This is a genomic window from Haloarcula nitratireducens (assembly GCF_019599505.1).
This window is the reverse complement of record NZ_RKLT01000001.1, coordinates 276,733-295,099: the sequence shown is the minus strand read 5'-3', so window position 1 is coordinate 295,099 and position 18,367 is coordinate 276,733. Positions and strand designations below refer to the sequence as shown.

The window sequence follows — 18,367 nt, the reverse complement described above, 5'->3', positions numbered from 1 at the left end:
CGGTCTAGTCGCTTTCGCCGTCCACGCTGTCGGCCAGTTCGGCTGCGATTCCGGTGTAATTCGCCGGCGTGAGCGCGTCGAGTTCGGCCCGCACGTCCTCGCTCACGTCGAGGTCCGCGAACAGCTCGCGGAAGTCCTCGATAGCGACCTCGCGGCCGCGCGTGGCCTTCTTGACCTGTTCGTAGGCGTCCTCGTACCCCTCGCGGCGGAGGATTGTCTGGACCGCCTCGCCGATGATCTCGGGCGTCGAGTCCAGTTCCTCGCGCATCACCTGCTCGTTCGGGACGACCTTCGCCAGCCCGTTCTGACACTTCTCGTAGCCGATCAGGCAGTGGGCGAAGGCCGCGCCGATATTGCGCTTGACCGTCGAATCGGAGAGGTCGCGCTGGAGGCGGGAGGTGGTGACGTAGTCCCCGAGGAAGACCAGGTCGGAGTTGGCCTTCGAGAGGTTCCCCTCGCTGTTCTCGAAGTCGATGGGGTTGACCTTGTGCGGCATCGTCGACGAGCCGGTCTCGCCCTCGACGGTCTCCTGACCGAGGTAGCGGTCAGAGACGTACAGCCACATGTCGAGGTCCATGTCCAGCAGGACGTTGTTCGCGCCGCGCAGGGCGTCGAAGAGCGCTTCGAGGTCGTCACAGGGGTTGACCTGCGTCGTCAGCGGTTCGTGGTCGAGTCCCAGTTCGCCGACGAACTCGCGAGAGAACGCCGGCCAGTCCACGTCGGGGTAGGCCGCGTGGTGGGCGGCGTAGGTGCCCGAGGCCCCCGCGAGTTTCCCCGACAGGCCTTCGGTGGCGCGTTCGATGCGCCCGACGGCCCGGCCGAGTCGGGAGGCGTAGACGGCCATCTCCTTGCCGAACGTCGTCGGCGTCGCCGGCTGACCGTGGGTGCGGGCCAGCATCGGCACGTCGCCGTACTCGTGGGCCATCTCGACGAGCGTGTCCCGGACCTCGCGCAGTTCCGGCACCAGCACGTCTTCCGTTGCGGGTTTCGCTAGCAGGCGATGGGCGAGGTTGTTCACGTCCTCGCTGGTCAGGCCGAAGTGAATCCAGTGGTCGGCGGAAAGCCCGTCGGGCATCCCCAGCCGGACGAAGTACTCGATCGCCTTCACGTCGTGGTTGGTCGCCGCGTACTCGTCGTATCCCTCCGTTTCCAGCCGCTTGACCACGGTCGCGTCCTCGTCGTCGAACGCCTCGTAGAGCGACCGAAGCGCGGCTCGCTGGTCGCCGTCGATGGACAGCGGCGTCGCCTCCAGGTCGGCGAGCGCGAGCAGATACTCGACTTCGACCTCGACGCGGGCGCGCATGAGCGCCCGCTCGCTTGCGTACGGGACGAGCGGTTCGGTGTAGCGGGCGTACCGGCCGTCCAGCGGCGAGACGGCGGCGAGCGGCCCTCTTTCGGTCATGTGGGACTCTCCGCGGGAGGCCGGAAAAAGCGTGACGACTCGGCCGTCCGGGTTCCGTCGTCGGTCCGGAACGGGCGGTTTCCGACCGGCAACTCGGGCGTATAAATGCTTTTCACCCTCCCTATCGGATACGTGTCAATGAGTTCCGGCCGCGTCGCATCCGAGGCCGTACTCGCCGCCTGTGACCGGCTGGGGCGCGCCCACGAGCCGGTCACGGCGACCGAGGTCGCCGACGAGCTCGGGTGCGAGAGTCGCGCAGTCGCCGATAAACTCGCCGAGCTGGTCGAGCAGGGGCGAGTGGCGAGTAAGGTGATCGGCGACCAGCGAGTCTGGTGGCTGCCCGATGGGCCCGGCGACGTGAGCGTCCCCGACGACGCATCGCCGCAGAACGCGACTGCGGACGGACCGACGGGTCCGGAAAACGGTGAGGGAGACCCGCCGGAAGCGGAAGACGTCCTCCGTCGCATCTCCGACGGTTTCTACGCGCTCGACGACGAGTGGCGGTTCACGCACGTCAACGAGCGAGCCGTCGAGTTGATAGACTATCGGGACGAGGGGTTGGTCGGCCGCAACATCTGGGAGGTATTCGAGTGGGCGGCCGACTCGAAGCTCGGCGAGGAGTATCGGACCGCGATGGCGACACAGGAACCGACCGCCTTCGAGTTCTACTATCCGGAGCCGCTCTCGGCGTGGTATCGAGTGCACGCGTATCCGTCCGAGAGCGGTCTCTCGGTGTACTTTCAGGACGTCACCGAACGCAAGGAGCGCCAGCGCCGGCTCGAGCGGAGCGAGCGCCGCTATCGGACGCTCGTCGAGCACTTCCCGAACGGTGCCGTGGCGCTCGTCGACGACTCGCTGCGCTACCAGACCGTCGGCGGAGTCCCGCCCGACACCGTCGACGCGGCGGCCGCGGAACTGGAGAGCCAACACGTCAGGGACGCGCTCCCCGCACCGCTCGCCGACGAACTCGCGCCCCGGTACGAGGCGGCGCTCGACGGCGACGCGAGCACGTTCGAGTTCGAGTTCGACGAGAGCGTCTTCCGGATTCGGACGGTTCCGGTGAGAGACGAGGCTGGCGACGTCTCCGCGGCCCTGGGGATGTCTCAGGACGTCACCGAACAGAAGGAACGGGAGCGCCGCTTGCGCGACGCGAAGGCCCAGTTCGAGGCCGCGACGGCGGCGGGCGCGGTCGGAACGTGGGAGTGGTACGTCCAGGAGGACCGCGTGGTCACCGACACCGCGTCCGCCGAGAAGTTCGGGCTCGAACCGGACGCCGTCCGCGAAGGGGTGCCGCTGGACCAGTTCGTCGACGCTGTATACGAGGACGACCGCGAACGGGTCGAGGCGGAGATCGAAGCCGCCATCGAGTCGGACGGCGAGTACGAGGCGGAATACCGCGTCTGGGACGCCGACGGCGACCTCCGCTGGGTCGTGGCTCGCGGGCACGTCGAACGCGACGCCGACGGTGACGCCGTTCGGTTCCCCGGCGCGCTCACCGACATCACCGAACGCAAACGCGCCGAACGGGAACGGGACGAGCACCGCAAGATGCTCCAGACGCTCTTTGAGGTGCTCCCGGTCGGCGTCGTCGTCACCGACGGCGACGGCCGCTTCTCCGAGGTCAACGACGCGGCGAGGGAACTGCTCGATATCGGTTCGCAGGCCGTCGAGAACATCGCGGATTACGGCCGGTACCGCGGCCGCTGGGCCGACACCGGCGAGCCGGTCGCACCGCAGGAGTGGGCGCTAAATCGCATCCTCCGCGGCGAGAAAGTGACCCGGCCGGACGTCTACGAGATCGAGACGGCCGACGGCGAGCGGAAGATCGTGATGGTCCACGGGATGCCGATCCGCGACGCGAACGGGGAAGTGACGCACGGCGTCGTCACGCTCACGGACATCACCGCGCGTCGGACGTACCAGCGCCAGCTCGAAGAGAGCGAGCGCCGCTACCGCACGCTCGCCGAGCACTTCCCGAACGGCGCTGTCGGGGTCTTCGACCGCGACCTCCGGTACACGGTGGCACAGGGGAGCGAGATCGGGAATCGACTCCCCGGTCGAGCGGAACTCGAGGGGGGACGGATGCCGGACGTATTCCCCTCTGACGTGGCCGCAGATCTCGAACCGCTGTTCGAGGCGGCCGTCGAAGACGGTGAGACCGACAGCGCCGCGACGGAGTTCGGAGGTCGGACGTGGCGCGTGTGGGCGACCCCGCTTCGCGACGCGAGCGGCGAGATCTTCGCCGGCCTGAGCTTCGCCCAGGACATCACCGAACAGGTCGAACGCGAGGCCCGCTTAGAGGAGACCGTCGAGAAGCTCGAAGCGTCCAACGAGCGACTGGAGAGCTTCGCCAGCATGCTCGCCCACGAGATCCGCAATCCGGTCACCATCGGACAGATATACAGCAAGCAACTCTCGGACGAAGCCGAGGCAGAGGCCGCCGACTACGTCGCCGAGGCGTTCGACCGCATCGAGGACATGATCGACGTCATGCTCGTTCTCGCGCGCGGCAACGCCGCGGTCGGGAAACCGGAACCCGTCGCCGTCGACGACGCCGTCGAAGCGGCGTGGGAGCAAGTCGATTCCGCCGCCGCCGAGTTGCGGCTCTCGACGGACAGACGACTGCAGGCCGATCCCCGCTATCTCCAGCACCTGTTTCGAAACCTCTTCGAAAACGCGGTCGAACACGGCGGCGACGCCGTCACGGTCACCGTCGGCGAGTTGCCGACCGGCTTCTACGTCGAAGACGACGGCAGCGGGATCCCCGACGACGAGGTCGGCAGCGTCTTCGAACCCGGTTATACGACGGCCGCTGGACGGGGCGGTACCGGTCTCGGGCTGGCGTTCGTGCGGGAACTCGCCCGGGTGTACGGCTGGGAGTGGACGGTGACGGAGAGCGAGTCGGGCGGCGCGCGGTTCGAGTTCACCGGCGCGAGCTGAGTCAGCCGTTCGTCGCCCGGTGGTAGTGCGACTGATAGCGCTTGAGCTTCCGATACAGCAGGTAGCCGACGACCGCGTCGAAGGCGATGACGAAACCGACGAACACCAGGAGGTTCCACCCCGGAATCAGCCGCGGCAAGTACGTCACCGACGTGTTGTAGATCGCGTGGATGACCGCCGCGATGAGGATCCCCTTCACCACGATGGGGCCGGCGTTATCGCTGTTGAACTTCGCCAGTCCGAGGTAGTAGCCCGCGAACGAGGAGTACAGGACGTGACCGGGACCGACGAACGCCCGGCTCGTCGCCGTCTGCAACGCGGCGACGATGGGTTCCACGCCCTCCTGGGCCGAGAGCGCTTGCGTGTACCCCTGTGAGATGTACAGCGCGTTCTCGATGCTGGCGAAGCCGAGCCCGGCGACGGCCCCGTAGACGACGCCGTCGACGACGGCGTTGATGGAGCCGAACGCGCCGACCCGCACCGCGAGCCACTTCACCGTCTCCTCGATCGGGCCGACGACGAGGAAGAAGTAGAGCACCATCCCGACGACCGGGACGAACTGGAACAGCGGGTTGAGTAGCGTGTTCACCAGCGCGGCGATGCTGGCGAAGAGAATCGAGAGGACGAACGTGATTGCGATCGGTTCGAGCGGCTCTCTATGCGTCGGATCGCCGTACCAGAGGTAGCCGACGATGGCCAGCGCGGGCACCGCCGACAGCGCCGCGAGAACGCCCAGTTCCGGCCGGCGAATCGCCAACAGAACCGTCGCCGCCAGTTGCGCGACGAACAGCAACAGCGCGAGCGCGACGAGGAGCCACCGCCGGGAGGCGTGCAACAGCCCGTAGAGGCTGACTGACACCCCGTCGAGCGCCGACCGCGGCTCCCAGTCGGCGATGTCGTAGAGGTCTGTCGAACCGGACAGTGCTGCGGCGACTGGATCGGTCTCGTCGTCTGGCACGGCAGTATCGTCTCACGGCAACCACCTCATAGTTTCGCCGGAATTTCCCACTCTACGCGTCCAGAGGTCACCCGAGCATCGGGTTTTCGGTACGACGCTCGCGGTCCCGGCTCTCGCTCCCAAACCCTTCGTTCTACTCGGAGCCCCGCTGGATCCACCCGTAGTCCGCCTCTAAGTCCCCGAATCGGCCGTCCGGCGGGTCGTAGCGATAGAGGTCCCAGCCCAGCGCGAGCCACGCCAGCCCGTACGGCAGGGCGGCCCACGGCGAGAGGTCGAACCCGAGGAAGGCGACGGTGCCGGCGGCCAGGAGGACGCCGATCCACGGCGGCTGGATGCGGGTCCGGACGAGACCGACGCTGACGAGTATCGAACCGCTGACCAGCGCGAGGACGCCGAGACCGACGACCCACTGCGGGTCGCCGCCGGTGAAGATCCGAAGCGACTGGCCGACGGCGAAGACGGCGCCGCCGAGGACGCCGAGCCACGCGCCGCCGGTCCCCGGTCGCTTCATCCGCTCGCCGTAGAAGCTCTCGACGGCGTAGTGGCCGGCGACGACGCCGAGCGTCGAGCAGACGACCGCGAGCAGTATCGGGTCGCTCTCGCTGCCCGTGAGTCCGAGCGCCACGGCCCAACCGACCCAGACGACTCCCCCGACGGCGGCGACGGCCCCGGCGCGCTGACACCGTAGCTTCGACATGGTGAGGACTGGACGGCGGGACTACAAAGGGACTCCGACACGCGAACGCCCGCGACGGCTGTCGAGCGCGGCAGTCGCGTCGTTCCCGTCGGAATCCCCGGCGGTCGTTTCGCAACTACTTTGCGCGCCCCGCGCCCCCACTCGGATATGAAACTCGCCGGCATGGCCAGCAACCGCGGCCGAAACCTGATGAACATCGCCGACCGCGCTCCGGGCGGGGCGGCGTTCGCCGTCGTGCTGACCAACGACGCCGACGCGCCCGTGCTCGAGGCGGCGGCCGAACGCGGCATCCCGACGGAAGTCGTCGAACGCGACGAGGACGAGGCCCGCGAAGATCACGAGGAGCGAGTGCTCGACGCGCTCTCGGAGTACGACTTCGACCTCGTGACGCTCGACGGCTACATGCGTATCTTGAGCGAGACGTTCATCGAGGGGACGCCGACGACGCTGAACGTCCACCCGTCGCTACTGCCGAACTTCGCGGGCATGGACGCTCACGAGCAGGTACTCGACGCGGGTGTGAAGGTCACGGGCTGTACGGTCCACGTCGTCGACGAGACGGTCGACGGCGGCCCCATCGTCACGCAGGAACCCATCCCCGTCTTCGAGGGCGACGACGAGGACGACCTGAAGGAGCGCGTCCTCTACGAGGGCGAGTTCACGGCCTATCCCCGGGTCGTGAAGTGGTTCGCCGAGGACCGCGTCACCGTCGCCGACGACGGGACCGTCAGCGTCGAGGGCGACGAGGGCGGGGACTTTCCGGCCCGACGCGTCGTCTCCGACGACCGCGCGGCCGACCTGCGTTACGGGGAGAACCCCCATCAGGACGCCGCGCTGTACGCCGATGCGACGGTGTCGGAGGCCAGCGTCGTCCACGCCGACCAGTTGAACGAGGGCGCGAAGGCGCTCAGTTACAACAACTACAACGACGCCGACGGGGCGCTGAACCTCATCAAGGAGTTCGAAGAGCCCGCCGCCGCCGTCATCAAGCACACCAACCCCGCCGGCTGTGCGACCGCCGACTCGCTCGCGGACGCCTACGCCGACGCGCTCTCGACGGACCCGATGAGCGCTTTCGGCGGCATCGTCGCGCTCAACCGCGAGTGCGACGCCGCCACCGCGGAACAGATCATCGACTCGTTCAAGGAGGTCGTCGTCGCGCCGGGTTACACCGACGCGGCGCTCGACGTCCTCTTCGAGAAGGAGAACCTCCGCGTGCTGGACGTCAACGAGAACTTCGAGGTCACGGACGCGCTGACCGAGAAACCGCTCATCGGCGGCCGCCTCGTGCAAGAGCGCGACACCCAGCACCTCACCGCCGACGACTTGGAGGTCGTCACGGAGCGCGAACCGACCGACGAACAGGTCGAGTCGCTGCTGTTCGCGTGGCACACGCTCAAACACGTCAAGTCCAACGGCATCCTCTTCGCGAAGGGGACCGAGACGGTCGGCATCGGCATGGGACAGGTCTCCCGTGTCGACGCCGTCCGGCTGGCCGCGATGAAGGCCGAGGAGCACGCCGAGGGCAAGGACGCCGACGGCGCGGTGATGGCCTCCGACGCCTTCTTCCCGTTCCCGGACGGCATCGAGCACGCCGCCGACGCCGGTATCGAAGCGGTCATCCAGCCCGGCGGGTCGAAGAACGACGAGAGCGTCGTCGAGGCCGCGAACGAGCACGGCATGGCGATGGTCATGACCGGCCAGCGGTCTTTCAGACACGACTGAGCGTCAGCGAGGGAGTGTCTGAAGCTCGTCAGAGCTCGCTCTGACGGCGTTTCCGGCGCGGCTGAAACAGGACGCGTCCGATATCGCTTCACGGCGTTCGGTTCCCGTCTCGAAAAACGCTTCAAACGGGCTTTCGAACCGGTGGGCATGTCTCAGGATACCGACCGAGAGCGCGCCGTCCGCGACGCGGTCGACCGCGCGCAGAGCGGGGCACCGGCGGGGGGCCGAACCATCCGCGACCGATTCTCCGCCGACGAGATCTTCCAGCGAATCATCGTCGCCGCGGACCACGAGATAACGTCCAGCAGGCGCGAACTGCTCGCGAGCGCTCTCGCGGCCGGGTTCGCAATCACTATCACGTTTCTGCTGTACTCCTCGATGTACGCCTCGACCGGTGGCGACCCGATTCTGAGCGCCCTGTTGTACCCGCTGGGATTCGTCTTCATCATCCTCGGGGACTACCAGCTCTACACCGAGAACACGCTCCCGCCGGTCGCGCTCACGCTCGAACGCCTCTCCTCTCTCCCCGCCCTGTTTCGCATCTGGGGGCTCGTCCTCCTCGGGAACCTCGTCGGCGGCGCGCTCGGCGCGCTCGCGCTCGCCTCGACCGGCGTGCTCTCGCCCGACGCCGCCGCGGCGGCCGCGGGCTTCGCCGAGAAGGCCATCGAGACGCCGTGGTGGACGCTGTTCGCCAAAGCCGTCTTCGCCGGCCTCATCGTCGCCGGCGTCGTCTGGGTCGACTTCTCGCTGCGGGACAGCGTCTCGCGGCTCCTGCTCGTCTACCTGTCCTTCCTCGCCATCCCGTTTGCTAATCTCTACCACGTCGTCGTCTCGGCGACCGAGATGCTGTTTCTGGTCTACGGCGGCGAGCTCAGCCTGATGGTGGGGACGACGCAGTTCGTCCTCCCGGTACTGCTCGGGAACTCCATCGGCGGCGTCGTCCTCGTCACCGTCGTCAACTACTTCCAGACGACCGAGCGACGGCTGGAGACGGCGCGCGAGGACGGCAAGAAGCGACAGCTCACCGTCCGAGAGTGGACGCTCGGTCGCTTCTCCGACTCCGGCCGCTCGTACGTCCCGGTCAATAAGGACCACTAGCGACGCCGCGCTGCCGACCGCGGCGGAACGACGGCCGACCGGTCCCCGACGACAACGCCTTTGTCTCGCCTGCGACTAGAGGGGAGCGTGAGCTGGGTCTCCGACAACCGCCACTGGCTCCTGTTCGCCGGCGTCGTCCTGACGACGCTCGGAGCGGCGGGCGTCGCCGTCGTCGGCCTCGTCGCCACCGTGTCGACGCTCGTGGCCGGCGGCCCGTTACTCGGTATCGTCGCCGCGACCGTCCTCGGGACGCTCCTGCTGGCCGGTCTCGACGTCGTCTTCGTCGCCGCCCTCGCCTCCGAACTGGCCAGTCGCGCGTCGTTCCCGACTAATCAGGGAGCCGCGGACGCCTTTCACCGCGCCGAGCGGTTCGTCCCGCCGCTTCGCTCGCTCGGACTGGGCGACCGGTTCGAACCGTCCCTCGACGAGCGGAAGGCCGCCCTCGACGAGCGCTACGTCGAGGGCGACCTCTCGGAGCGCGAGTACGAAGCGGAACTACAGACGCTGCTCGCCGAACACGACGAGTCGATCCCGAACGTGAGCCGCGAGACCGCCCTCGAAGCCGCCGACGCCCACGAGACTCACGAGATCCACGAGACCCGCGAAGTCGAGCGGGAGACGTGACGGCCAGCGTCCACGTTTCTGCGAGTCCCGCCACGCGGATTTAAACCGCTGCCGTGCGTCAGTCCAGCCATGAGCGAATACACCGTGCTTCGGATACGGGTCGGTGCCGGCGTCGCGGCGCGGGTGCTCGGCGCGATTCCGGGCGTCAGCGTCGTCGACGACCTCGATGCGGCTCTGGAGGACCGCGCGGACGCCGCGGCCGGCGCGGGGGCCGTCTCGGAGACGCCGCCGACGGCGTCGCGGCCGGTCGATACGACGACGCGCGAGACGTTCGCGTCGGAGGAGGCGGTCGCGCCCGCCGAAGACGACGAGGAGTCCGCGTCCGCCGTGAAGAAGTGGGGGCTGCTCGGCGCGGGGGTCACCCTCGTCGCGGCCGGACTGGGGACCGTCGGGTTCTGGTTCCTCAAGCGGCGGGGCTCCGACGACGACGGCGACGGCCCGGTCGCCGAGACGCCGCCGCCGGCGACCGACACCGGCGTCGCCTCGGCCGAGCGGACCGGCAGCCGTCGTGACGCGACCAGCAGAGGCAAGAGCGTCGGCGGCGACGACGGTGGTATGGACGATACGGACGCCGACACGGGCACGGAGACGGACGCGGGAGCGTCCGCGTCGTCGACGGACGAGACGTCGGCATCGACCGTCCTCGGCGAGGAGTCCAGCGAGACGGACGATGCCGGCGAGCGAACCCACGGCCAGTCCTACGTCGGGCCGACGAAGGGGCTCGGCGAGAGCGGGGGCGAGACGGGAACGCCGACGAGCGAACCCGAGATATCTGCCGACGAGGACGACGTTCGGACCCCCGGTAGCGTCAACGTCGCGCCGCTGCTCGGCGTGGCCTTCCTCGCGGTGAGCGGGGCCATCGTCCGCTGGATGCGGAGCGGGCACGGCGGCGAGCGGTAGGTCCGACAGGCTAAAGCGCGCGGCTCTGAATACTCGGGACATGGAGTTCCACGAGGCCGCGAACTTCCTCTTCGAGTTGCGCCGGTTCGCGTCGCGGGCCGGCACCGACGCCACGCGGGAGTTGCTCTCCACGCTCGACGACCCACACGAGAGCCTCCGCTGTATCCAGATCGCCGGCTCCAACGGGAAGGGCTCGACCGCGCGAATGGTCGAGCGGAGCCTCCGAGAGGCGGGATACGACGTCGGCCTCTACACGTCTCCGCACTTAGACGACGTTCGCGAACGCATCCGAGTCAACGGCCGCAAAGTACCTGAGTCAGCTCTCGTCGAGTTCGTCGAGACGGCAGAGCCGTACATCACGACCTCGGGGGCCGAGGGAGCGTCGCCGACCTTCTTCGAGACGCTGACCGCACTGGCCCTCTGGGAGTTCGACCGGCAGGACGTGGACGTGGCCGTCCTCGAAGTCGGCATCGGGGGGAAGTACGACGCGACGAGCGTCGTCGACCCGGCGGCCAGCGCCGTGACCTCGGTGACGCTCGAACACACTCACATCCTCGGCGACACGGTCGGGGAGATCGCCCGCGACAAGGCCCACGTCGCGCCCGACGGCGCGCCGCTGGTGACCGGGACGACCGGCGACGCGCTCGCCGCCGTTCGGGAGGTCGCCGGCGACGTGGTGACCGTCGGCGACGGAACCGGCGGGGTCGACGGCCCGGCGGACGTAGCGGTCACCTACGACGGTCGCGACGGCCTCGAGGGCGCGGTCACCATCGAGGGACCCGACTGGACCGTCGACACGCGCCTCCCGCTCCTGGGCGAGCATCAGGCGCAGAACGCCGGCATCGCGGCGGCGCTGGTCAGACAGATCGCCGACGTGTCCCGAGAAGAACTGGAACGCGGTCTGCGGAACGCCCACTGGCCGGGCCGCTTCGAAGTGATGGGCGAGGAGCCGCTCGTGGTGCTGGACGGGGCGCACAACCCCGGCGGCCTCGAACGGACGATGGAGACGCTCGACTCGTTCGACTACGACGACCTCCACCTCGTGGTCGGCGCGATGGTCGACAAGGACCACGTCGGCATGGCCGCGGCGCTCTCGGACGCCGATCACGCGATCGCCTGCCGGCCGAACGTCGACCGCGCGGAGTCGCCGACCGTCGTCGCCGAGGCGATGCGCGAGGCGACCGCCGCCGACGTGGAGACGCGCAGCGACGTGGCCGGCGCGCTGGAGATGGCCCTCGACGCGGCCGACGACGGCGACGCCGTGCTGGTCACCGGGTCGCTGTACGCGGTCCGCGAGGCCCGCAACCGGTGGTCGCGCGCCATCGTCCCCAAGCGCGTCGACTCGCTCGACGAGGCCCGCGAGACCATCGACGACGCGCACGTCACCGAGGCCGGCGCGTGGCGGATGCGCGGGAAGGCCGTCCACCGCGTCCTCCGCACGCGGGTCCAGCCTCGACAGGCCCAGTATCTCAAGGAGGAACTGCTGTCACTGGGCGGCGAGTGCGCCATCTCGGGGCTGAACGACCAGGACGAGGAGCGTCTGGACGTGGTGACGATGGCGACGATGGCCCAGTACAAGCGCCTGACCGAGAAACTCGCCGGCCAGCCCTACGGCCTCTCGCCGTTCGCCGACGAACTCCGCGAGGCGCTGGACATCCAGCAACCCGACGGCGGCCGCGGCTACCCGTGGGAGGACGGTCCCTCGGTCATGGGCATCCTCAATATCACCCCCGACTCGTTCCACGACGGCGGCGAGTACGACGCCGTGGCGGACGCCGTCGCCCGCGCCGAGGAGATGATCGCCGACGGCGCTGACATAATCGACATCGGCGGCGAGTCCACGCGCCCGGGTGCAGAGCCCGTCCCCGCCGACGAGGAGATAGCCCGAGTCGTTCCGGTCGTCGAGGAGCTGGCCGACCGAGATGCCCTCCTCTCTATCGACACGCGGAAGGCGAGCGTCGCCCGCGCCGCGCTCGACGCCGGCGCGGACGTCCTCAACGACGTCTCCGGACTCGAAGACCCGGAGATGCGCCTCGTCGCCGCCGAGCACGACGTCCCGGTGGTGGTGATGCACTCCATCGAGACGCCCGTCGACCCCGATAGCGACGTCCAGTACGACGACGTGGTCACGGACTGCATCGACCAGTTGACCGAGCGCGTGCTGCTGGCGGAGAAGGCCGGACTCGACCGCGAGCAGATTCTGGTCGACCCCGGTATCGGCTTCGGGAAGTCCAGGGCCGAAGATTTCGAACTGCTGGATCGGCTCTCTGAGTTCCGGGCGCTGGGCTGTCCGATCCTGTTCGGTCACTCCCACAAGTCGCTGTTCGGGCTCGTCGGCGAAGAGCCGGGCGACTGTCTGGAGGCGACCGTCGCGGGGACGACGCTGGCGGTCGAACGCGGCGCGGACGTGATCCGCGTCCACGACGTCGCCGAGAACGTCGCCGCGGTGAACGTCGCCGAGGCCGCTCGCGACCCCGAGCGGTTCGACGGTTGAACTCGTCGGAAGGTTCTTTTCGCCCGGTGTCGGGTCGTCGATATGGACCAGCGGGACGTCGTTCGGTCGGGCTACGACGAGATCGCGGCGACGTACGCAGCAGAGCGGGACGGGGAGGGGCGTGAGCGGAGTCTCGTCGAGGAACTGGCATCAGCCCTCGCAGACGGCGGCCGCGTCCTCGACGCCGGGTGTGGAGCCGGCACGCCGGCCGCCGACGTCCTCGCGGAGCGACACGACGTCGTCGCACTCGACATCTCCCGCGAGCAGTTGCAGACCGCTCGAGAGCGAGTGCCGAGCGCCGGAGTCGTGCAGGGAGACCTCGCCCATCTCCCGTCGCCCGACGACGCCTTCGACGCCGTCGTCTCGTATCACGCGGTCATCCACGTCCCCCGCGAGGAACACGCCGCCGTCTTCGCCGAGTTCGAGCGCGTCCTCCGGCCGGGCGGACGCCTGCTCGCCGCCGTCGGAAGCGAACCGTGGGTCGGGGAGAACGACGACTGGTTGGATACCGGCGAGCGGATGGCGTGGAGCTTCTACGGGGTGGACCGGAATCGGGAACTGCTGGCGGAAGCGGGATTCGAGGTGACGGACGTCGAGGAAGTGCCCGACGAACTCGGCGGCACGTTCGCGATCGTCGAAGCGCGAGTCTAGTCCTCGCTAACGGGCGCTTCGACCGCCTCGGCCTCCGTCTCGTTGACGCGGATGCCCTTCGAGGCGAGGTGGCGCATCTGCCGGCGGACGAAGTCCTCCTCGGTCGTTCCGCGCGTGGCGAGGATGACCATTCGCGCGTCGCCTGCGGGGCGCATCGTCCGGCCCGCTCGCTGTGCGCCCTGCCGCCGAGAGCCGCCGAGTCCCGAGGCGACGACGGCGAGTTCGGCGTCGGGGAGGTCGATCCCCTCGTCGCCGACCCGCGAGACGACCAGGGTATCGCGTTCGCTCCGGCGGAACTCGTCGAACAGCTTCTCCCGGCGGGCGTGGGGCGTCTCGCCGCTGATGAAGGGCGCGTCGATGGCCTCGCTGATGACCTCGCCCTGATCTAAGTACTCCACGAAGACGAGCGCCTTCGCCGCGGGGTGTTGGGCGAGCGTGTAGCGGATCTCCTCTATCTTCCCGGTGTTGTTCGCCGCCGCCTGCCGCCGGTCGTGGCCCGACGTGGAGGCGTACTCCGTTCGCTCGTCGTCCCCGCCCCACGGGACGAGCCGGATCTCGACTTCGGGTTCGGCGACGTACCCCTCGTCGAACAGCTTCCCCCAGTCCGTCCCGATGGGCGGGCCGACGAGCGTGAATATCTCCTCCTCGTCGTCGCTCTCGCGAGTCGGCGTCGCGGTGAGCCCGAGGCGATGTTTGGTCTGTAAGTCCGCGCTCCGGCGGTGGATGGGGCTGGGGACGTGATGCACCTCGTCGTAGACGATGAGGCCCCACTTGCGCTGGTCGAAGAGCTTCCGGTGGCGGTCCATCCCGGCGGTGCGGTACGTGGCGATGGTGACCGGGCGGATCTCCTTCGCGCCGCCGTGGTACTCGCCGATGTCGTCGTCGGTGAGAGAAGTGTGCCGCACCAGTTCGTCGTGCCACTGGGTGGCGAGTTCGCGCGAGGGGACCAGAATCAGCGTCTCGCCGCCGATGGCGGCCATCGTCCCCATCGCCGCGACGGTCTTGCCCGACCCCGGCGGCCCGACGAAGACGCCCGATCCCTGCTCGGTGAACCGCTCGACCCAGTCGGCCTGGTAGTCGCGCAGACGGAGCAGGAGGTCCATCTCCAGGGCGTCGCCTTCGTCCAGTTCGCGGTCGTCCCGGACCGGATATCCCGCCTCGTACAGCGTCCGCTTGATCTCGGCGGTGGCGTCGCGGTTGACCCACGCCTCCGAGTCCGAGATGGGCGCGCGCAGGTATTCGTCGTCGAGTTTCTGCCGGGCGACGTTGCCCATCAGGTCGTCGCTCTCGGCTTCGAGGACGACGTACCCCTCCTCGTGGGTGTAGAGGCGGAACTTCCGGGCGCGCTCCCACTGGCTCGTCACCCACTCTTCGAGGTGGGGCGAACGCTCGCCCAACACGTCGCGCATCGTCGCTAAGAGGTCGTCAAGCGACTCGTGCGGGGCCGCCCAGACGTCGGCCTCGCGCAGCTCGTAGACGTAGCCGCCCGACCGGTTGGAGTCCTGCAGGCGGGCGAACTGCGAGAGCTGCGCCCGCGTGAACTGGTCGGGGTGTTCGACCACGACCTCCCGGCGGTCCGGAAAGAGGACGACGCGCTCGCGGTCGGTCACCTCGGCGACGTCGGCGGGATACCAGATCGACTCGACCTCGCTCACGTCCTGACGCTCTATCTCGCCCTCGCTCGCGAGCGCTTCGAGCGCCTCGCGTGCCTCGTCGGGCGTGAGGTCCGTCTTCCTGGATAGCTCGGTCGCCGTCAGGTGCGGGCGGCCGACGGCGTCGATGGCGTCGTAGATGGCGTCGAGTTCGACGGCCGGACCGTCGCCGTCGGCGCTCTCGGGTTCCGAGTCGGCTGGCTCCTCGTCTGTCACTACCGGCCGGAGGTAGCCGAGGGCAAAACGGGTTTCGTCTGGCCGGTCGCGATCGGTCGTCGGCCCAGCGCCGACGCAGGCGAATACGTACGTTAATGTGTCGCCACTCGGACGACCAGACATGGTCGAAGGAATCGTGGCCGGCCCCTGGTCGGTCGTCCCGGCGCTCGTGGCCATCGCTCTCGCATGGTACACGCGAGACGCCCTCATCGGACTGTTCGTCGGCATCGTCGTCACGAGCGTCCTGCTCGGCGCGCTGCATCCACAGGCCGTCGGGGTCCCGTCGGACCTGATCACCGCCGGCGGCGAGGTGGCGACGGTCCAGCCGCAGGCCGAGAACGCGAGTTCGTGGACGACCGGCGTCGGCGGCGTCGCGCTGGGCGGGCTGTTCGGACTGAAGCTCGTCCCGGAGATAATCGCCACGGCGCCCTTGTTCGGCGAGTGGTACGTCAAGAACGTCCTGCTGGCGATCTTCGCCATCGGCGGCATGATCGGCCTGATGATTCGAGCGGGGGCCATCCGGGGCGTCCTAGAGGCGCTCGCGTCGCGCGTCGACTCGGCCGACGACGCCGAGAAGGCCGCTTTCCTGGCCGGTATCGCCATCCACATCGACGACTACTTCAACTGTCTGGTGGTCGGCTCGATGATGCGCCCGCTGACCGACCGCTTCGACGTCTCGCGGGCGAAGCTCGCCTACTACGTCGATTCGGCGGGGTCGCCGGCGGCCCGCCTCGCCTTCTACTCGACGTGGGGCGCGGCGATGGTCGGCTTCATCGGCGGCGGTCTCGTCGAGGCCCAGAAGCAGGGGTCGCTCCCGTCGGGTATGTCTAACTTCGTCGACAGCGGCGGCGAGCAGGTGACCGCGGCGACGGGGGCCGTCTGGCCGCTGTTCTTCAACACGTTGTTCACGGGCTTTTACTCCTGGATCGCGCTCGCGCTCGCGGCGCTCGTCGCGTGGCAGGTCGTCCCGAACCTCTACGAGATGGGCACCGAGGAGTCGCGGGCGCGAGAGACGGGCGAGGTCGTCGGCGACGACGCCGACCCGATGATCTCCGAGGAGATGGACGAGTACGAGGTCGCCGAGACCGCGACGCCGGACTGGCGGAACTTCGCCTGGCCCATCCTGACGATGGTCGTCGTCGGCCTGAGCGCGATGTTCTGGCGGGCGAGCCCGGTCATCTACGTCGAGGGCAAACAGGGGATGGGAACGACGCTGGTTCGACTGGGCGGCTGGCAACTCGTCGCGCCGCCGAGCGGCCCGTGGGCGTTCAACATCGGCGGCGTCCAGCTCGGCATCGCCTCCATCGCCGCCCTGATCGTCGCCTTCCTGCTCTACCGCTGGAAGGGCGATATCCCGTCGAACGACGACGCCACCGACGCGATGATGGTCGGCTTCAAGGGCATCTTGCTGGCCGCCGTCATCCTCATGTTCGCCAGTTCCATCCAGAACGCGGTGTCGCTGCTCGGCATCTCCTCGTTCGTGACGAACGTCTTCGGCGGCGTGCCCGCGTTCGTCGTCCCGGTGGGCGTCTTCCTCGTCACGTCGGCGGTCAGTTTCTCCGACGGCTCGTCGTGGTCGACCTACGGCATCATGTTCCCCATCGCCATCCCGCTGGCGTTCTCGACGGGGGCGAACCTCCCGCTCGTCCTCGGCGCGGTGTTCAGCGGCGGCATCTTCGGCGACCACACCTCACCCATCAGCGACACGACCGTCCTGGCCTCCTCGACGAGCGGGAGCGACCACATGGTCCACGTCAGGAGTCAGGCCCCCTACGCCCTCATCGCGGCCGGCGTCGCCGCCGCGCTGTTCCTCGTGTTCGGGCTCCTCATCCCCGAGGGGTTCCGGATCATCCCGTACTGACTCGTCATCGAGGGGTCCTTTTTCCGGCTCTCTCCGCACCGGCGTCGCTCGCGCCGGTCGAGTCAGAATAGACCGCGTTCTTCGACCAGTCGGGCGTAGAGGTCCTCGTACTCGCCGCGGACGGCCTCGTGGTCGAACTCCGAGAGCGACTCGTCGACGGTCCGGCGTTCCAGGTCGGCCGACTCGACGATCCTGTCGGCGATCTCCTGCGGCGTGGTGACGCGGAAGGACCGGTCGCGGTGCTCGACGAGTTCGTGGCCGCTCGATTCGGCCTGGTACTCGACGATGCCGATGCAGCCACAGGCCAGCGCCCACAGCAGGTCGGTGGCGAAACACTCCCGGAACGCCGTCTGAACGAAGACGTGCGCGCCCTTGTAGATCGAGACGCGCCGCTCGCGGTCACAGGCCCCCACGAACTCCACGCGGTCGTCGATGCGGAGGTCGGCGGCCTCCCGTTCGTAGGTAGCGCGTTCGGGGCCGTCGCCGACGATGGTCGCCGACCAGTCCTTCCGGCGGAGTTCCGCCAGCCCGAGGAACAGCGACTCGACGTTGGCGCTCTCGTCTAACGGATGTGCGTACACCACGTCGACTTCCTCGGCCGGATCGGCCTCGCGGACGAGGTCCATGTCGATGCTCTCGGGGAGGACGGTCGTCCGGTCGGTCGCGGCACCGGCCTCCCAGAGACGGGTCTGGACGAGTTCGGAAGGGGTGACGAACTGGTCGGGGACGCGGACGGACCAGTCCGTCCGGTGGGCTTCGGGCAGGCTGTCGTCGCCGTACCACTCCACGACCAGCGGCGACCGAGAGAGCGACGCACCGAGGTTCGCCGCCAACACGACCGACGGGGGGGACGGAATCGCGTGGACGATATCCGGTCGGAACTTCGTCAGGAGCGCGGGCAGTCGCGTACAGAACGAGGGCTCGGTCGGCGAGACGGTGACCGCCCGGTACGTGACCCCCTCGGGCGCGAACCGCTTGTCGAACCCCTCCCACCACTGCGAGCAGAACACCGACACCTCGTGGCCGGCGTCGGCGAGCTCGCGCGCGATTCGTTCGATGCGCCGTCGGCCGTCGGTGTCCCGGTAGTGGCTCGTCTCCATGGCGACGACCGCGACACGCATACCGAATCCGTCGACGGGGGTTCTCAAA

General features: G+C 68.7%; 13 protein-coding genes. 8 read left to right on the top strand and 5 right to left on the bottom strand.

What is annotated here, in order from left to right; genetic code table 11:
- Positions 1–4: 4 nt before the first annotated feature.
- On the bottom strand, positions 5–1,402 hold the full coding sequence (purB, locus tag EGH23_RS01440; RefSeq protein WP_220578253.1) for an adenylosuccinate lyase: 1,398 nt from the start codon (positions 1,400–1,402) through the stop codon (positions 5–7).
- 138 nt (positions 1,403–1,540) lie between these two features.
- Between purB and EGH23_RS01435 the strand changes: the two genes are divergently transcribed.
- A complete protein-coding gene (locus EGH23_RS01435) occupies positions 1,541–4,342 on the top strand; it encodes a PAS domain-containing sensor histidine kinase (RefSeq protein WP_220578252.1) in 2,802 nt (933 codons plus the stop codon).
- A gap of 1 nt (position 4,343) precedes the next feature.
- Here the strand turns inward: EGH23_RS01435 and EGH23_RS01430 are convergent, their stop codons facing one another.
- Together EGH23_RS01430 and EGH23_RS01425 are read right to left on the bottom strand one after the other, a co-directional pair.
- Positions 4,344–5,300 (bottom strand): PrsW family intramembrane metalloprotease, encoded by a 957-nt coding sequence (locus tag EGH23_RS01430; protein ID WP_220578251.1) that lies wholly within the window; start codon positions 5,298–5,300, stop codon positions 4,344–4,346.
- Positions 5,301–5,433: 133 nt separating this feature from the next.
- The gene (locus EGH23_RS01425; RefSeq protein ID WP_220578250.1) at positions 5,434–5,997 is read right to left on the bottom strand and encodes a hypothetical protein; all 564 of its coding nucleotides are present in this window, start codon (positions 5,995–5,997) and stop codon (positions 5,434–5,436) included.
- A 147-nt stretch (positions 5,998–6,144) separates the two neighbouring features.
- On the opposite strand from EGH23_RS01425, the gene purH reads away from it, so the two are divergent.
- From purH to EGH23_RS01395, 6 genes are all read left to right on the top strand, one after another.
- Positions 6,145–7,722 (top strand): bifunctional phosphoribosylaminoimidazolecarboxamide formyltransferase/IMP cyclohydrolase, encoded by a 1,578-nt coding sequence (gene purH, locus EGH23_RS01420; RefSeq protein WP_220578249.1) that lies wholly within the window; start codon positions 6,145–6,147, stop codon positions 7,720–7,722.
- 147 nt (positions 7,723–7,869) lie between these two features.
- Positions 7,870–8,820 (top strand): formate/nitrite transporter family protein, encoded by a 951-nt coding sequence (locus EGH23_RS01415; RefSeq protein ID WP_220578248.1) that lies wholly within the window; start codon positions 7,870–7,872, stop codon positions 8,818–8,820.
- Positions 8,821–8,907: 87 nt separating this feature from the next.
- A complete protein-coding gene (locus EGH23_RS01410; RefSeq protein WP_220578247.1) occupies positions 8,908–9,444 on the top strand; it encodes a hypothetical protein in 537 nt (178 codons plus the stop codon).
- A 69-nt stretch (positions 9,445–9,513) separates the two neighbouring features.
- A complete protein-coding gene (locus tag EGH23_RS01405) occupies positions 9,514–10,344 on the top strand; it encodes a flagellar basal body-associated FliL family protein (RefSeq protein ID WP_220578246.1) in 831 nt (276 codons plus the stop codon).
- Positions 10,345–10,384: 40 nt separating this feature from the next.
- Positions 10,385–12,838 (top strand): dihydropteroate synthase, encoded by a 2,454-nt coding sequence (gene folP, locus EGH23_RS01400; RefSeq protein ID WP_220578245.1) that lies wholly within the window; start codon positions 10,385–10,387, stop codon positions 12,836–12,838.
- A 42-nt stretch (positions 12,839–12,880) separates the two neighbouring features.
- Complete coding sequence (locus tag EGH23_RS01395; protein ID WP_220578244.1) at positions 12,881–13,489, top strand: class I SAM-dependent methyltransferase; 609 nt, start codon at positions 12,881–12,883, stop codon at positions 13,487–13,489.
- On the opposite strand, the gene EGH23_RS01390 is transcribed toward EGH23_RS01395, so the two are convergent.
- Positions 13,486–15,357: a DEAD/DEAH box helicase gene (locus EGH23_RS01390; RefSeq protein WP_220578243.1), complete on the bottom strand. Its 1,872-nt coding sequence runs from the start codon at positions 15,355–15,357 to the stop codon at positions 13,486–13,488. The two genes, EGH23_RS01395 and EGH23_RS01390, sit on opposite strands and share 4 nt — an antisense overlap.
- A 121-nt stretch (positions 15,358–15,478) precedes the next feature.
- Here EGH23_RS01390 and EGH23_RS01385 point away from each other — a divergent pair, with 121 nt between their 5' ends.
- Positions 15,479–17,218: a Na+/H+ antiporter NhaC family protein gene (locus EGH23_RS01385; protein WP_220578242.1), complete on the top strand. Its 1,740-nt coding sequence runs from the start codon at positions 15,479–15,481 to the stop codon at positions 17,216–17,218.
- A 62-nt stretch (positions 17,219–17,280) separates the two neighbouring features.
- On the opposite strand, the gene EGH23_RS01380 is transcribed toward EGH23_RS01385, so the two are convergent.
- Entirely contained in the window at positions 17,281–18,339 is a 1,059-nt protein-coding gene (locus EGH23_RS01380; protein WP_220578241.1) for a glycosyltransferase, read from the bottom strand.
- Positions 18,340–18,367: the final 28 nt, after the last annotated feature.

What these genes read in the sequence shown, in the direction of transcription:
- purB (WP_220578253.1), bottom strand. Translation starts at nt 1,402, where the DNA reads ATGACCGAAAGAGGGCCGCTCGCCGCCGTCTCGCCGCTGGACGGCCGG.
- EGH23_RS01435 (WP_220578252.1), top strand. Translation starts at nt 1,541, where the DNA reads ATGAGTTCCGGCCGCGTCGCATCCGAGGCCGTACTCGCCGCCTGTGAC.
- EGH23_RS01425 (WP_220578250.1), bottom strand. Translation starts at nt 5,997, where the DNA reads ATGTCGAAGCTACGGTGTCAGCGCGCCGGGGCCGTCGCCGCCGTCGGG.
- purH (WP_220578249.1), top strand. Translation starts at nt 6,145, where the DNA reads ATGAAACTCGCCGGCATGGCCAGCAACCGCGGCCGAAACCTGATGAAC.
- EGH23_RS01415 (WP_220578248.1), top strand. Translation starts at nt 7,870, where the DNA reads ATGTCTCAGGATACCGACCGAGAGCGCGCCGTCCGCGACGCGGTCGAC.
- EGH23_RS01405 (WP_220578246.1), top strand. Translation starts at nt 9,514, where the DNA reads ATGAGCGAATACACCGTGCTTCGGATACGGGTCGGTGCCGGCGTCGCG.
- folP (WP_220578245.1), top strand. Translation starts at nt 10,385, where the DNA reads ATGGAGTTCCACGAGGCCGCGAACTTCCTCTTCGAGTTGCGCCGGTTC.
- EGH23_RS01395 (WP_220578244.1), top strand. Translation starts at nt 12,881, where the DNA reads ATGGACCAGCGGGACGTCGTTCGGTCGGGCTACGACGAGATCGCGGCG.
- EGH23_RS01385 (WP_220578242.1), top strand. Translation starts at nt 15,479, where the DNA reads ATGGTCGAAGGAATCGTGGCCGGCCCCTGGTCGGTCGTCCCGGCGCTC.
- EGH23_RS01380 (WP_220578241.1), bottom strand. Translation starts at nt 18,339, where the DNA reads ATGCGTGTCGCGGTCGTCGCCATGGAGACGAGCCACTACCGGGACACC.